Below are 14291 nucleotides of genomic sequence, written 5' to 3' on the forward strand. Positions count from 1 at the left end.
CCGGCTGACCTTGGCGACTACGGTCACGATCAGTAGCCGACCGTACGCAGGGAACCATTTGCCCGGTGTCGGGTTTCCGTCTACCGTGTCGATGTATCGGCTCGATACATCGAGTCGACGATGCCGGGCAGACCACGAGGTAGGAGGGGCAGCGTGCTCGAACTCGCCATCCTCGGCCTGCTTCAGGAGTCCCCTATGCACGGTTACGAGCTCCGCAAGGAGCTCGCCGCCAAACTCGGGGCGATCCGCGCCGCGATCAGCTACGGCTCGCTCTACCCCACGCTGCGCCGGCTGCAGGCCAACGGCCTGATCGCCGAAGCCGACGACCACACGACCGCCGACGCGGAGATCCCGGCACTGACCAGCCGCCGCGGCCGGGTCGTCTACACCATCACCGCCGAAGGCAAGGAACGGTTCGCCGACCTGATCGCCCAGACCGGTCCGGAGACCTACGAGGACACCGGGTTCGGCGTGCACTTCGCCTTCTTCTCCCGGACCGACCGGGCCACCCGGCTGCGGATTCTGGAGGGGCGGCGGCGCAAGATCGAGGAGCGCCGGGAAGGGCTCCGCGAGGTGCTCGGTCGAGCCGCTCTGCGGCTCGACGCGTACACCCTCGAACTCCAACGGCACGGACTCGACGCCTGCGAACGCGAGGTCCGTTGGCTGGAGGAGCTGATCGCCAGCGAGCGGTCCGGCCGGGCCCCACGCACCGGCCACCCCGAACCCATGAAGTTCGAACCCGCAGAGAACGATCCGCCCCCGCCTGGACAGACCAGGGAGGCTCCGCCGGGACAGCCCGGAGACGAGCCGGAGCGGCCGTGAAGAACAAGAAGGAGGCAAACGCGATGGGCTCCGTCCGCGTCGCCATCGTCGGTGTCGGAAACTGCGCCTCGTCCCTGGTACAGGGCGTGGAGTACTACCGCAACGCCGACCCCAACGACCGCGTCCCGGGTCTCATGCACGTCACCTTCGGCGACTACCACGTCTCGGACGTGGAGTTCGTCGCGGCGTTCGACGTGGACGCCAAGAAGGTCGGCATGGACCTCGCCGAGGCGATCAACGCCAGCGAGAACAACACCATTACCTTCTGCGACGTACCGCCCACCGGGGTGCTGGTGCAGCGTGGCCCCACCCTCGACGGGGTAGGCGAGTACTACCAGGAGGTCATCCAGGAATCCGACCAGCAGCCGGTCGACATCGCCCAGGCGCTGCGCGACGCGCGCGCCGAGGTGGTTGTCTGCTACCTGCCGGTCGGCTCCGAGCAGGCCGCCCGACACTACGCGCAGGCCGCCATCGACGCCGGCTGCGCCTTCGTCAACGCCCTGCCGGTGTTCATCGCCTCGGACCCGACCTGGGCGCAGAAGTTCACCGACGCCGGGCTGCCGATCGTCGGCGACGACATCAAGAGCCAGGTCGGCGCGACCATCGTGCACCGGGCCCTGGCCAAGCTGTTCGAGGACCGGGGCGTCGAGCTGCTGCGCACGTACCAGCTGAACTTCGGCGGCAACATGGACTTCATGAACATGCTGGAGCGCACCCGACTGGTCTCCAAGAAGATCTCGAAGACCCAGTCGGTGACCTCCCAGGTGCCGCACGAGATGGCCAAGAGCGACGTGCACATCGGCCCGTCCGACCACGTGCCGTGGCTGGACGACCGCAAGTGGGCGTACATCCGGCTGGAGGGCCGCTCGTTCGGTGACACCCCGCTGAACGCCGAGCTCAAGCTTGAGGTCTGGGACTCGCCCAACTCCGCCGGCGTGATCATCGACGCGCTGCGCGCCGCGAAGATCGCCCTCGACCGGGGCGTCGGCGGCCCGGTCCTGTCGGCCTCGTCCTACTTCATGAAGTCGCCGCCGGAGCAGTACGCCGACCACGACGCCCGCCAGGCGGTCGAGGACTTCATCGTCAACAAGATCGAGCGCTGATCCCCGGCCGTTCGCCGGTCGATCGGCACCTCGCATCGCCGGGCGGTCCCGCTGTAGCGGGGCCGCCCGGAACCGTTCAGGTCCATGCCTGGCGCAGCGCCACCGCCGCCTCCAGCTCCAGCAGATGCCGTTTGCGGGCCAGCCCGCCACCGAAGCCGACCAGCTTGCCGCCGGCTCCGACGATCCGGTGGCAGGGCACGATCACCGGGACCGGGTTGCGGTTGCAGGCCACCCCGACCGCCCGCGCCGCCTGCGGGTCGCCCACCGCCGCAGCGACCGCACCGTAGGTTTCGGTCTGTCCGTACGGGATGTCGGTCATCCGCCGCCACACGGCCCGCTCGAACTCCGTGCCCCGCCGCACCGACAGCGGCACCGTGAAACCGGTGGACGCACCGGCGAAGTAGCCGCGCAGTTGGTCGAGCGCCGCGCACAGCACCAGGTCCGTCGGCGCGACGTCGACCACCTCGTCGGTACGCCCGAACAGCACCCGGCACACGCCGACGTCGTCCACCGCCACCGACAGCTCACCGATCGGTGAGTCCAGCACCGCCCATCGCATCCGCCGATTGTCCGCCGGTCGGCTGACGGGCCGGGTCACCGGGTGCGGGCGGCACCGCGGCCGACATGAACAGGGCCACCTCGTCGGCGTACGGCGGCGGGTAGCGGGTGGTGTCGATGCCGGTCAGGGTCAAGCCGAGCCGGCGGTACGCGCGTACCGCCGCGACGTTGACGTTCTGGGTCTCCAACCAGATCTCCCGGGCGGCGTTCTCCCGGGCGGTGACCTGCACTATGCCGATCAGCTCCCGGGCCACCCCGCGCCGGCGGTACGCCGGTGCCACGTGCAGCTCGTTGACCACCTGCCGCCCGTTCCACCGTTGGTAGGTGGTCGCCATGAAGCCGGCCGGCTGGTCGCCGGCGATCGCGAGCGCGTACAGGTCCCATGGCCGACCGCCCTCGGCTACCCCTTCGGTCAGGTCGTACCGTTTGCGCACCGGCGGCGACACCGGAACCTCCCGCAGCGTGAAACCGTCGTGGCGGGCGACGACGTGGTACATCGAGGTGGCGACGAACGATGTGTCGAGCTGCCGAATCGCGGCCAGGTCGGCGGGGGTCAGCGTCGAGCGGACGAGCACCTGCACCCGCCGATTGTCCCATCGGACCGGCGGCTGGACGACAGCTCGAGGCCCGGCCGATCCCCGCCGGCGTCACCTGGGACGCAGCGCGACCGGCCTGGCAGACCTGGGCTCGGCTGAATCTCGTCAGCCGATGAACCGCAACCGCTCGCGGGTGCCGTCCGGGTAGGTAACGTGCAGGGTACCGCCCTCACGTTCGACCGCATCGAGGATCGCGTCGTAGAGCAGCACGGACCGGTTGAGGATGTCGGTCTTGGAATCGCCGGTCTCAACGGCGATCTTCTCCAAGGCCGAGATCGCCCTCGGAGTGAAGTTCGCCGTCACGCGGGTCAGCGCTCCGACAGCCGCGGTCCCGCCTGTGGAGGACTCCTCGCGGCGGCCCCCGGCACCGGTGTGTTCGGTCGAACCGTTCGAGGGCCGACCCGATGCGGCCGACCGCACTCCGTCAGGAGCATTTGGTAGTGGACTCATGACTGCCTGTCTCCTTTGCGTGACGAGCTGGTCACGGACGTCGTCCCGACAATCAGGACCATTGGCCCCACGCACGCCGCCACTCAGGGTAACCGAACGGGCGTACGCTGTAGATGATGCCACATCTGCATCGAATATGTGCCCCTCTTACGTACGAGTGATGCACCTCAGACACACGAACTGACATCCACCAACCTGCTAGATCTTGGTCCGGTCAAGCTAGCGCTTCCTGAGTAGCGAATCAATCTCGAGTTTCACATCCCACAGCCCTCGACCACGAAAGATAGGCCCTAGGCTTCACTCAAAGCGGATGAATGCGCTCCGCTACCGGCGACCAGGGATCGATTCGACGGCCAACCCGGAGCAAAGTCACACTGAGTTACACACCAGTCACCCCTTGATCTGACGGGTTGTGGCAGCCAGATAGGTGCTTCATGCATATATCGTCAGCGTGTCATGCGCACCCAGAGGAACTCTCAGTTGCATAGACTGCTACACGAAGACCGATCACGTTCAGTGCACATCTGCTACGAGGATGCGAGAAGTACGGATGGCAGACGGAGCCCAGCGGGACACTCGGGAGATCGACCTCGCACACGAGGAGCCCAGCGCCAAGGCTGAACAGGTCCCGATACAGCCCGACAAGATGACGGTCAGCGTCCGCAACCGCTTGCTGACCCTGCGCGGCGCCGTCGAGGTGAAGGGACAACTCCACCAAACGATCAACCTGGCGATTGTCTGCGCGTCGACTCTGCTCACCACGGTCGTGGTGGCTGCGGTCTGCCGTGCGGCGTCCGTACCGTACTGGTGGCTGACCCTGGCAGCGGCGGCTCTGGCCGGAGTCTGCGTCTTCTTCGTCGGGCTGCCTCTCCTGACACCGACGCCGCATCCCCGCACCCGATCCGGCCGGCGCCCCGGCCGACCAGGCTGACCGCCCTCGACGCCCGCCATCTGACGACGGCATCACCAATTCTACGAGGAAGGAACCCTCATGTCCCAGACCAGGACGCTTGACCTTGAATTGGGCCGACGGTGGCGGCTCCAGGTCACCTGGAGCCCACGACGGCTCCTCCGCGAGGACTACGTCGAGAGCATCATCGTGGACAGCGACCACGAGCTGCGGTCACAGCTGATGTCGCTCGCTTCCGACCCGTGGGTTCAGGACATCCACTGCGAGCGCTACTACGGGACCAGGCCGGCGCGGCGGTACCGGACGGCGAACTGCTGAGTGGACTTGTCACCTGACTCTCAGCGCTTGGACATCTCTGCTGTGTAGAGCGTCGTGCGCTGCGTCATGGTGTCGCCGTCGCACTGATAGCTGGCCGGGTCGAAGTCGACGAGCAGGGGCTGGCTCTCCGAGTCGACACCCGGGGCGCTCAACGTGACCGTGCCGTCCGCGTCAACGTCGCTGAAGGAGACCGTGCCCTCCAAGGCACGGAAGCGGTAGGTGACCCGTCCGCTGATGGTTAGGGTGACGACGGTCCCGGCTACGAATCCCTCGAAGGTGGTGCCGTCGCCGTAGTCGGTGGTGCCCGACCCGTCCTCGCGCAACTCGACCCGGGCACCGGGGCCGACGCCGCTGAACCTGGTCCTGCCGAACGGCTCCTCCAGCGCGATGTCCTCCTCGTACGAGTCCACCTGCCAGGTACCGACCACGCAGGGGTCGACCAGCGGCGGCGAGGCTTCCCTCGGAGTCGGCAAGGCGCCGGGAGTCACGGAGGCGCCGGAGGTCGGGGAGACGCTCGGATCGGCCGTGACCCGGTTGCCGTCGCCAGTGCCGCGGACCGCGATCACCACGCCGATCGCCGCCACGAGTACAACGAACGTCGCGCCGAGGGCCACCAGCGGGACCAGGTAGGACCGGCCGCGGTCGGGCGGCTGCGGCGCCATCGGGTAGCCCGGATAGCTCGGCGCACCGCTGCCGGGGTAGACCGGTGCCGGCGGCTGCGGCGGCGGGTGTCCGGGGTAGCCGGCCTGGCTGGACGGAACACCGCGGAACGTGCCGCACTGGAGGCAGTAGCCGGCCTGGTTGACGGACACACCGCCGCAGACCGCACACGGCTGCATCTGGGCCCTCCCGGTTGATCAGCTGTCCGTGGCGCGCGACCGCCAGCAAGATCGCCGCACCGTCCGTCCTGCGACGGTAGTCGAGCGGCACAACGCCCGGTAACCACCGATTCGGGCGCTACGGGTGGCTAACCGGCGTCGGACAGGATCCCTTCGTCCCGTGCCCACCGGAGCAACTCCGCCTCGGCCTCGTCGCGGTCCAGCGGGCCGCGCTCCAGCCGGACCTCCTTGAGATGCCGCCAGGCCCGGCCGACGACCGGTCCCGGCGGTACGCCGAGCAGCTCCATGATCGCGTTGCCGTCCAGATCCGGCCGGACCCGGGCCAGATCCTCCTCGGCCTGAATCCGGGCGATCCGCTCCTCCAGCGCGTCGTAGTCGGCGGCCAGTGCGGCGGCCTTTCGCCGGTTGCGGGTGGTGCAGTCGGACCGGGTCAGCTTGTGCAGTCGGGGCAGCAGATCTTCGGCGTCGGTAACGTAGCGGCGGACCGCCGAGTCGGTCCACTCGCCCCGGCCGTACCCGTAGAACCGCAGGTGCAGGCCGACCAGCTTGGCCACCTGGGTGGTGACCTCCTTGGGGTAGCGCAGCGCCTTCATCCGGTGCCGGGTCATCCGGGCACCGACCACCTCGTGGTGGTGGAAGCTGACCCGGCCGTCCGACCCGACCGCCTTGGTCGCCGGCTTACCGATGTCGTGCATCAGCGCCGCCATCCGCAGGACGAAGTCGCAGCCGTCGCTTTCCAGCCGGACGGCGTTGCTCACCACGGTCAGCGTGTGTTCGTACACGTCCTTGTGCTGGGCGTGCTCGTCGATCTCCAGCCGCAGCCCGGACAGCTCGGGCAGGAACCGGTCGGCCAGCCCGGAGTCGACCAGCAGCCGCAACCCGGCGACCGGGTCGGTACCGCACAGCAGCTTGCTGAACTCGTCCCGGATCCGTTCGGCGGTGATCCGGTCCAGGTCGGCCGCCATCGCGGCCATCGCCGCGCGGACGTCCGGATGCACGGCGAACCGCAGCTGCGCGGCGAACCGGGCGGCCCGCAGCATCCGCAGCGGGTCGTCGCCGAACGAGTCCTGCGGCGTCCCCGGGGTACGGATGATCTTCGCGGCCAGATCGCTGACCCCGCCGTACGGGTCGGTGAACCGGTGCTCGGGCAGGCTGACCGCCATCGCGTTGATGGTGAAGTCGCGCCGCCGCAGGTCGTCGGCGAGACTGGTGCCGTAGGCGACCACCGGGTTACGGGTCACCCCGTCGTAGGCTTCCGCCCGGTAGGTGGTGATCTCCAGGGTCATCCCACCCCGACGGGCGCCGATGGTGCCGAATTCGCGGCCGGTCTCCCAGATCGCCTCCGCCCAGCCCTTGACCACCGCCAGGGTCTGGTCCGGGTGCGCGTCGGTGCAGAAGTCCAGGTCGCTGCCGAGTCGGCCGAGCAGCGCGTCGCGGACCGAGCCGCCGACCAGGTGCAGCTCGTGGCCGGCGGCGGCGAACCGGTTGCCGAGCTCGTCGGCGACCGGGGAGACCCGGAGCAGTTCGGCGACGGCGTTGCGTTGCACGGCGGTCAGGTCACCCGGGGTCGCCGCAGTGCGGTCGGACCCGGCGGCGGCACGAGCGTCCGTGGCGCGAGCATCGGTGGCGCGAGGCGCGGAGGTTTCGGACATGGGATCGCCAGAGTAGCCGCTGTGGCCGCCGCCGCCCCCGCCGGGCAGGATGAGTCACCGTGCCGATTCCCGAACCGTTGGCCAGCCTGACCACCGATCCGACCTTCTGGGCGGCGTACCTGCCGCCAGTGGACGGACCCGTACCGGCCCATCACGCGCAGACCCGGGTGGTGCTGCCGGTCGCCGACGGCTACGGCCTGGTGCTGGAGATCGACCTCGGGTACGGCGAATGCCTGCTCGGCCTGCGTCAGCCGGGAGCGACCGAGCCGCTGCCGCTGGCCCGGCTGGACCCGGGCCGGCCGTACGCGGCGGTGCTGCGCTGGGCGGAACTGGACCTGATCGGCCGGTTGCTCGCCCTGGACGATCCGGCGTGGCCACATCCCGGTCTGCTGGTGGCGCTGCTGCACCGGTACGCACCACCGGCCGGTGACCCGCTGGAGGAGGACCGGGCAGCCACCATGCTGGCCACCGCGCTGCGCGCGCTACGCCGCGCCGGGCCGTCGGGAACCGAAGACCCGGCGGCACCTGATGGCTCAGCGATCAATGGCGACGGTCCGGCGGGCGACCCGGACGGCACCGATGCGAGGACCGGCCCGGTGCAGCCGCCACTGGAGCTGTTCGCCGACCCGTCCTGGTGGCCGGCACCGGCCACGGTCGACCCCCGGATTCTCGACGACGAGTCGGTGGCCCGGCAGGTGCGCGACCATCTCGACCACGGCGCCCGGACGCACTGGCGGTACGCCGCCGGCTGGGGCTGGGTGGCCGCCGGGCAGCCGGACGGCCCCGGCGCACCGGCCCGCGTCCTCGGTGCGGAGTCCTTTCCGTTCGACGAGGTCACCGAATTGGTACGCCGAGCGGCGGCCCGGCACCGCCGGGTGCTCGACACTCCGTGGCGTACCCCGGCCGTCGCCGAACTGGCCCGGCGGGCCCGCGACACCGGTGACCTGGCGGTGGTGCCGGTGCTCGGTCGGACGCTGGCCGACGCCGGCTGCGACCATCCGACCGTGCTGGACGCGCTGACCGAGCCGGTGGTGCCGGCCGAGGCCGCCTGGGTGGTCGACGCACTGTCGGGCATCGTCCCGGCCGACGACGACGGCCGATAGGCTCGGTCCTGCGTCCGGCGCGGCGGTTCCGGCGTACCGGCGGGGTGGGAGGTCCGATGAGTGGCGGGTTGTACCGGAGCACGAACGCCGACCCCGGTCGGGGCGGCCGAGGCTACCGTCGCCCAGAGTATCTTCGGCTGGCCCAGTGCTGAAGCACGATCGAAGCGTTCAGCAAGCTCGGCGGGGAGTACGCGCCTATCCCACCCCTTGTGAACGTTTTGGCTGGAAAGAATGTCCGGCCCACCCTTGGAGGCAGGAAGATGGCCGGTGGACTCTACCGCAGCGCCAACGCGCACGGCGGCGGACAGGTGCCGGACGACGAGGCTACCTTCATCTCGGCAGAGCCTCTGAACCAGCCGGCCGTTGAAGCCACCGCACCCCCACAGGAGGTGGTCGCCGAGACCAGCGCCGCAGCGAACAGCGCGGTGATGGCGATCGGCAGCCTAGTCAGCCGGGGTACGGGATTCGTCCGTAATCTAATGGTCGGCGCGGCGCTGGGTAACCTAGTCGGCAACGTCTTCACCACCGCGCAGTTTCTGCCGAATCAGGTCTACGAGTTCCTGCTCGGCGGTGTCCTCACCAGCGTTCTGATTCCGGTACTAGTCCGGCGAAGCAAGAACGACCCGGACCGGGGCGAGGCGTACGCCCAGCGCCTGCTGACCTTGGCGGTGATCGCCCTGGCCACCGCCGCGCTGATCGCGATGGCCTCCGCACCGGTGCTGACCGCGCTCTACGCCAGCGGCAAGGACGCGGACTACACCGACTTGGTCACCAAGCTGTCGTACCTGATGCTGCCGATGTTGTTCTTCACCGGCCTGAGTGCGCTGATTGCCGCAGTCCTGAACACCCGGGGTCACTTCGCCGCGCCGATGTGGGCGCCAATCCTCAACAACCTGGTGGTCATCGGTGCGTTCGGCCTCTACATCCTGGTCTACGGAGCCCGGGCGCTGCGGCCGGACCAGATGGACGCGGGTCGAATCCTGCTGGTCGGTGGCGGTGCTCTGCTTGGTGTAGCAGTCCAGGCAGCCGGCCTGCTGCCGGCGCTTCGCAAGGTCGGTTTCCGGTGGAAGCTGCGCTTCGACTTCCGCAAGCTGGGTCTACGCGAGCTGGCTAAACTCGGTGGCTGGATGTTCTGCTACGTTGCGGTCAACCAGCTCGGGCTGTTCGTGGTAGTCAATTTGCTGACCCGGGCGGCGGGCGAGGACAGCGCCGGCCTGCTGATCTACAACAACGTATTCCTCCTGCTGATGATGGCGCACGGCATCATCGCCGTCTCAGTCATCACCGCGCTGATGCCACGGATCAGCGCGGCAGCCGCAGACGGCCGGTTTCGGGACTTCACCGCCGACCTCTCCCGGGGTACCCGGACGGTCACCGCGGTACTCGCCCCAATCGCGGTCTGCTATGCCGTGCTGGCCGGGCCAATCTCGGTCGTGGTTTTCCGATACGGCGCCTTCACCGGCGACAACGCAGTGGCCACGTCGACCGTGCTGCTCGTAGCGGCGGTCGGCCTGGTTCCGTTCGCAATCAGCCAGCTGTTCACCTTCGCTTTCTACGCGCTGCCGGACACCCGCACACCGGCTCTGATCAATATTCCAGTGGTGATCCTCCGGGTACTCGTTCAGGTCGGGCTCTACCTGGCCTTCTCTGCTACCTTCGCGGCGGCCGGCATGATGCTCGGCAACGCGATCTCGTACGTTGCGGCGGCGGTGGTCTCGGTAGTCCTGCTGCGCCCACGGGTCGGCCGGATCGGGCTGGGTCAGATCATGGGCACTCTGGGCCGAGTGGTGGTCGCTGCGCTGGGTGCCGCCGTGGTTGGGCTACTGGTGGTCAAGCTGCTGCCCGGCGACCCGGCTCACTTGAGCTGGCCGGCCGCCGCAGTCCAACTGGCGATCGGTGGCGCGGTGATCGGTACGTCGTACCTCGGGCTGGCCGTGGTACTGAAGATCACCGAGATCACCGAGGTGCTCGGAATGGTCCGCCGTCGGCTCACCCGCTGACTAGCCATTTCAGGATGATCAACCGCATCTTGCACGGTGCGCCTTCGCCAACACGCAACTGATAGGAGCCTGGCGATCGGTTGGTCGGTGCGGGTCAGGTAGTGGGGAGATCCAGGTGTTGCCGTTGGCAGGTTGGATGAGCGCGTCAAGCACGTTGACGCAGTGTCACTGGACGTTGCTTGGCTGAGATCAGCCTGTGGACAGGCCTGTGGATAACCGGGTTGGACACGCTCGACACCAGGTCAGCGCCTGTGGATAACTCAAAACCAGGATCCTCGTTACGGGCGGTGTCGGAGCCTCGGTGGTCCGGTGGCGGCGGGCTGTCGCGGCGGGCTGGGAGCGGCACCCGGGCGGTACAACGTATATTTGCGATGGAGGTTATGCGGCCGGGCCAGTGTCACCCCCGGTAGCTACTCACCGGACGGGCGTGCGGCTGGCCGTACGGGCGGGGCGGCATTGACCGATGGTCCGCCCGACGGCAGGTCGATCGCCGGTCGGCATTGCGGGAGCTGCGGGAAGCTGACATGTTGGTGGTGCCGCAACGCAGGTAAAGTCGTTCTGGACGGATATGTGCGACACCGGGTCGTGAACGGTGACGTTCCACCGCTGCGGGCCGGCCGGTGCCGGCAGCACGACGACCAGCACGGCAAGCGCGACCGGCAGGATAATCGGACAACCGGCAGAACACCGGACGACCAGCACCAGGGTTCGACCGAGACGATCCACAGGGAGGACGGGTGACCCAGGTCGGCGAAGGCCAGGAGGCGGACGAGGCCAGTCCGCCGATGATGGCCTTCGATGCGCCCTCCGCCGGCGAGATCCTCGCCGAGCGATACCAGCTGGCTCAGCACGTCAACAACGACAGTGCGGGCCGGCAGGTCTGGCGTGGGGTCGACGTGGTGCTGCGCCGTCCGGTCGCGGTGGTGCTGCGCTACCCCGGTGGCGATTCCGCCATGGAGATGCTGCAGGCCGCGGTACGGGCCAGTCGGGTCATCCACTCCAACCTGGTCGGCGTCTACGACGCCATCGACGAGGGGCAGCGGGCCTACGTCGTCCGTGAGTGGGTGGAGGGCGACTCGCTGCGCGAGGTGATCGCCGCCGCCGGTCCGTTGGACGCGGCCCGGGCCACCATGATCGCTCACTCGGTCGCCTCCGCCATCGCTGCGGTGCACGCCACCGGCATGGTGCACGGCAACATCCACCCCGGCACGGTGATGATCGGCCACGACGGCCGGGTGGTGCTGGCCGACGCACGGGCCGACAGTTCCGACACCTACGAAACCGACATCCGGGCGATCGGCGGTGTGCTCTACTTCGCGATGACCGGCCACTGGCCACAGCACGAGGCCGGCAGCACGACGCTGCCGGACGCGGTCCGGGATGCGACCGGGGCGGTCGCCGCCCCCCGTCAGGTGCGCTCCGGTGTTCCGGCGTACCTCGACGACCTGACCATGGACCTGCTCGACCCGCGACTCGCGCTGCCCTCCTCGGAGGTGCTCGCCGCCGAGCTGGGTCGGCTCGACGCCGGCACCGAAGAGCACTACCTCGGCAGCGTCGGACCGCTGCGGTTCTCGGCGGCCGACGACGACGAGCCGACCGGCACCCCACTCGCTTCCCGTCGCAAGATCGCCGCCGGTGTCGCCGGGCTGCTGGTCATCGCGGTGACCGGGCTGTACTTCGGGATCAGTGCGCTCGGCAACGACCGTGACGGCGAGGGCGGTCGGTCCACGCCGCCCGAGACCCAGGTAACCTCGACCCCGGGTCCCACCGAGACCAGTGCCCCGGCCCAGCCACAGCCGATCGCCCTCTCCGGCGGCCAGGTCCGCATCGTCGACGCCGACGGTGCCCGCGACGAGCTCGACGGGGCGGAGGCCGCCGTCGACGGCGACACCAACACCGGATGGGAGACCGACGCTTACGAGCGCAACCCCAACTTCGGCAACCTGAAGCGGGGCATGGGGGTGCTGATCGACCTGCAGGAGCCACGGGCGGTGACCAGCGTGAAGGTCGAGCTCTCCGCGTCCGGTGCCACCGCCGAGCTACTGGCCGGTCCGAACGACCCGGGAGCGACCCGGGAAGGCGACGACGAGATCCTCGAGACGTTCACCGACCGGATCGGCGCCCGGTTCGAGAACGCCGACGGAGCGACCCTCACCTTCAGCGGATTCTCTCCCGACGAGACCTACCAGTACCTCCTGGTGTGGATCACCAAGTTGCCTCCGATCGGCAACGACAAGTACCAGATCGGCGTTCAGGAGATCACGGTCGAGGGGCCATGACCGGAGGCCGGGTCGACCTCGGCGACGAGGAGCTGCTCCGGGCACACGTCGACGGCGACCCGGAGGCGTTCGGTGAGTTGGTACGGCGGCATCAGGACCGGCTCTGGGCCGTTGCCCTGCGGACGCTCAGCGACCGCGAGGAGGCCGCCGACGCGCTGCAGGACGCGCTGCTGTCGGCACACCGCGCGGCCGCCCGGTTCCGGGGCGACGCTGCGGTCACCACCTGGCTGCACCGCATCGTGGTCAACGCGTGCCTGGACCGGGTACGCCGCCGCAAGTCCCACCCCACGGTGCCGCTGCCCGACGGTGGCCGGGACGGCGACGGTGTACGAGGCACCGAGCCGGTGGCACCCCCGGTCGATCACGACACCGCCCTGGTCGTCCGCCAGGCACTGGCCGAGCTGCCGGCGGAACAGCGGGCCGCGTTGATCCTGGTCGATGTGCAGGGATACCCGGTCGCCGACGCGGCGGTGATGCTCGGCGTCGCCGAGGGCACGGTGAAGAGCCGCTGCGCCCGGGGACGGGCCCGGCTGGCCGGGCTTCTCGGGCATCTGCGGCCACAGCGGGCGAACGCGCAGGTGGCACCACCACGCGCCCAGGTGTCGTCGCTCACCCCACGGAACCCGCAGCGGCTCGACGACGTCCCATCAGGGTCCGCACGTGGCGACGGTGGCAAGGAGGAACGGTGACCGCCGACCGGTTCCAGGAGGTCGATCGAGAGCTGCTCGCCGACTATGTCGGTGGGGCGCTCGACGGCACCCCGGACGAGGTCGCCGTGGCCCGGCTGATCGTGGAACGACCGTCCTGGCGGGCGGCCCACGACGAGCTGGTCGAGGCCACCCAGCTGGTCCAGACGATGCTCGCCGAGTGGGGCAGCGTCGTCGAGCCGATCCCACCCGACGTCGCCGACCGGGTGCACGCCGCCCTGGCCGCCGAGCCGCTACCGCCGCCGGCCTCGGACCCGGCGATCAGCCCGGATCTGGCCACCGTCGCGGCGCCGGTGCCGCTTGCGGCGGCCCGGGTGCGGCGGGACCGTCGCCGCCGCTGGCAGCGGTACGCCGCTCCGATCACCGTCGCGGCGGCCGCCGTGGCGTTCGCCGGCCTCGGAGTCGGCCAGCTGCTCGGTGCCGGGTCCGCCGACGACGCGAGCACCACGGCGGGTAGCCCATCGGACGATGCTGGCAGCGCTGAAAGCCAGAGCGCCGAGACCCGACAGGAGGACCAGCCGGGCACGATGATGGACGCCTCCGCACCTCGGCTGCTGGCCAGCGGCACCGACTACCAGCGGGCGACGATCGTGCCGATGTTCGAGGCCGTCGGGCGTGGCGGCGTCGACGGGGGGCAACCGGCTGCCGGCGAGGACACCGTACTGCAGGAGTCGCCCGCCTCGACGGCACTGGCCCGCCTCGCCGACCCGGCCGCACTGGCCGACTGCGTGGCCGCGGTGACCGCCGAGCACGGTAACGGCGTACTCGGCGTCGACCTGGTGGACTTCGCGGCCTTCGAAGGTGAACCGGCGCTGGTCCTCTCGTTCAGTGACAGCTTCGGTGCCAGCTGGATCTGGGTGAGCGGCACCGGCTGCGGTACGCCTGCGGCCGGCGCGGACACCAGGTACTCGGCACAGGTAGGGTGACCCTGCCGGCCGCGTGACGTGGGACACG

At 69.6% G+C, this 14291-nt stretch carries 14 protein-coding genes; 9 read left to right on the top strand and 5 right to left on the bottom strand.

The genetic code is table 11. The features are described from left to right. Positions 1-153 precede the first annotated feature (153 nt). Entirely contained in the window at positions 154-822 is a 669-nt protein-coding gene (locus ACFHWS_RS09585; RefSeq protein WP_416568043.1) for a PadR family transcriptional regulator, read from the top strand. A gap of 23 nt (positions 823-845) precedes the next feature. Next, positions 846-1925, top strand: a complete 1080-nt coding sequence (locus ACFHWS_RS09590; RefSeq protein WP_123607432.1) for an inositol-3-phosphate synthase — start codon at positions 846-848, stop codon at positions 1923-1925. 76 nt (positions 1926-2001) lie between these two features. Here the strand turns inward: ACFHWS_RS09590 and ACFHWS_RS09595 are convergent, their stop codons facing one another. The 3 genes from ACFHWS_RS09595 to ACFHWS_RS09605 all read right to left on the bottom strand — a co-directional run bounded on the left by ACFHWS_RS09595 (position 2002) and on the right by ACFHWS_RS09605 (position 3382). Continuing rightward, entirely contained in the window at positions 2002-2484 is a 483-nt protein-coding gene (locus ACFHWS_RS09595; RefSeq protein ID WP_416550874.1) for a methylated-DNA--[protein]-cysteine S-methyltransferase, read from the bottom strand. Then, entirely contained in the window at positions 2450-3064 is a 615-nt protein-coding gene (locus ACFHWS_RS09600) for a GNAT family N-acetyltransferase (protein ID WP_416568044.1), read from the bottom strand. Before ACFHWS_RS09600 ends, ACFHWS_RS09595 begins: the two co-directional genes overlap by 35 nt. 120 nt (positions 3065-3184) lie before the next feature. Continuing rightward, positions 3185-3382 carry a hypothetical protein gene (locus ACFHWS_RS09605; protein ID WP_416550876.1) on the bottom strand — a complete coding sequence of 66 codons (198 nt, stop codon included), beginning with the start codon at positions 3380-3382 and terminating at the stop codon, positions 3185-3187. 697 nt (positions 3383-4079) lie between these two features. On the opposite strand from ACFHWS_RS09605, the gene ACFHWS_RS09610 reads away from it, so the two are divergent. Continuing rightward, positions 4080-4460, top strand: a complete 381-nt coding sequence (locus ACFHWS_RS09610) for a hypothetical protein (protein WP_416550877.1) — start codon at positions 4080-4082, stop codon at positions 4458-4460. Between the two features lie 60 nt (positions 4461-4520). Beyond that, entirely contained in the window at positions 4521-4757 is a 237-nt protein-coding gene (locus ACFHWS_RS09615; protein WP_416550878.1) for a hypothetical protein, read from the top strand. A gap of 20 nt (positions 4758-4777) precedes the next feature. Here ACFHWS_RS09615 and ACFHWS_RS09620 read toward each other — a convergent pair whose 3' ends face one another. Together ACFHWS_RS09620 and ACFHWS_RS09625 are read right to left on the bottom strand one after the other, a co-directional pair. After that, positions 4778-5596, bottom strand: coding sequence for a hypothetical protein (locus ACFHWS_RS09620; RefSeq protein WP_416550879.1), 819 nt, complete (start codon positions 5594-5596; stop codon positions 4778-4780). 128 nt (positions 5597-5724) lie between these two features. Next, a complete protein-coding gene (locus ACFHWS_RS09625; protein WP_416550880.1) occupies positions 5725-7248 on the bottom strand; it encodes a CCA tRNA nucleotidyltransferase in 1524 nt (507 codons plus the stop codon). A 59-nt stretch (positions 7249-7307) separates the two neighbouring features. Here ACFHWS_RS09625 and ACFHWS_RS09630 point away from each other — a divergent pair, with 59 nt between their 5' ends. The 5 genes from ACFHWS_RS09630 to ACFHWS_RS09650 all read left to right on the top strand — a co-directional run bounded on the left by ACFHWS_RS09630 (position 7308) and on the right by ACFHWS_RS09650 (position 14263). Further along, the gene (locus tag ACFHWS_RS09630) at positions 7308-8351 is read left to right on the top strand and encodes a hypothetical protein (RefSeq protein WP_416568045.1); all 1044 of its coding nucleotides are present in this window, start codon (positions 7308-7310) and stop codon (positions 8349-8351) included. A gap of 260 nt (positions 8352-8611) precedes the next feature. Further along, the gene (gene murJ / locus ACFHWS_RS09635; RefSeq protein ID WP_416550882.1) at positions 8612-10351 is read left to right on the top strand and encodes a murein biosynthesis integral membrane protein MurJ; all 1740 of its coding nucleotides are present in this window, start codon (positions 8612-8614) and stop codon (positions 10349-10351) included. 737 nt (positions 10352-11088) lie between these two features. Continuing rightward, entirely contained in the window at positions 11089-12630 is a 1542-nt protein-coding gene (locus ACFHWS_RS09640) for a protein kinase domain-containing protein (RefSeq protein ID WP_416550883.1), read from the top strand. Next, positions 12627-13319 carry an RNA polymerase sigma factor SigM gene (gene sigM, locus ACFHWS_RS09645; RefSeq protein WP_416550884.1) on the top strand — a complete coding sequence of 231 codons (693 nt, stop codon included), beginning with the start codon at positions 12627-12629 and terminating at the stop codon, positions 13317-13319. The genes ACFHWS_RS09640 and sigM overlap by 4 nt, the downstream gene beginning before the upstream one ends. Next, a complete protein-coding gene (locus ACFHWS_RS09650) occupies positions 13316-14263 on the top strand; it encodes a hypothetical protein (RefSeq protein ID WP_416550885.1) in 948 nt (315 codons plus the stop codon). Before sigM ends, ACFHWS_RS09650 begins: the two co-directional genes overlap by 4 nt. The last annotated feature ends 28 nt before the right edge of the window (positions 14264-14291 follow it).

Origin of the sequence: Micromonospora sp. LOL_013, from assembly GCF_048060315.1 — a bacterium.
GTDB lineage: Bacteria > Actinomycetota > Actinomycetes > Mycobacteriales > Micromonosporaceae > Micromonospora_E.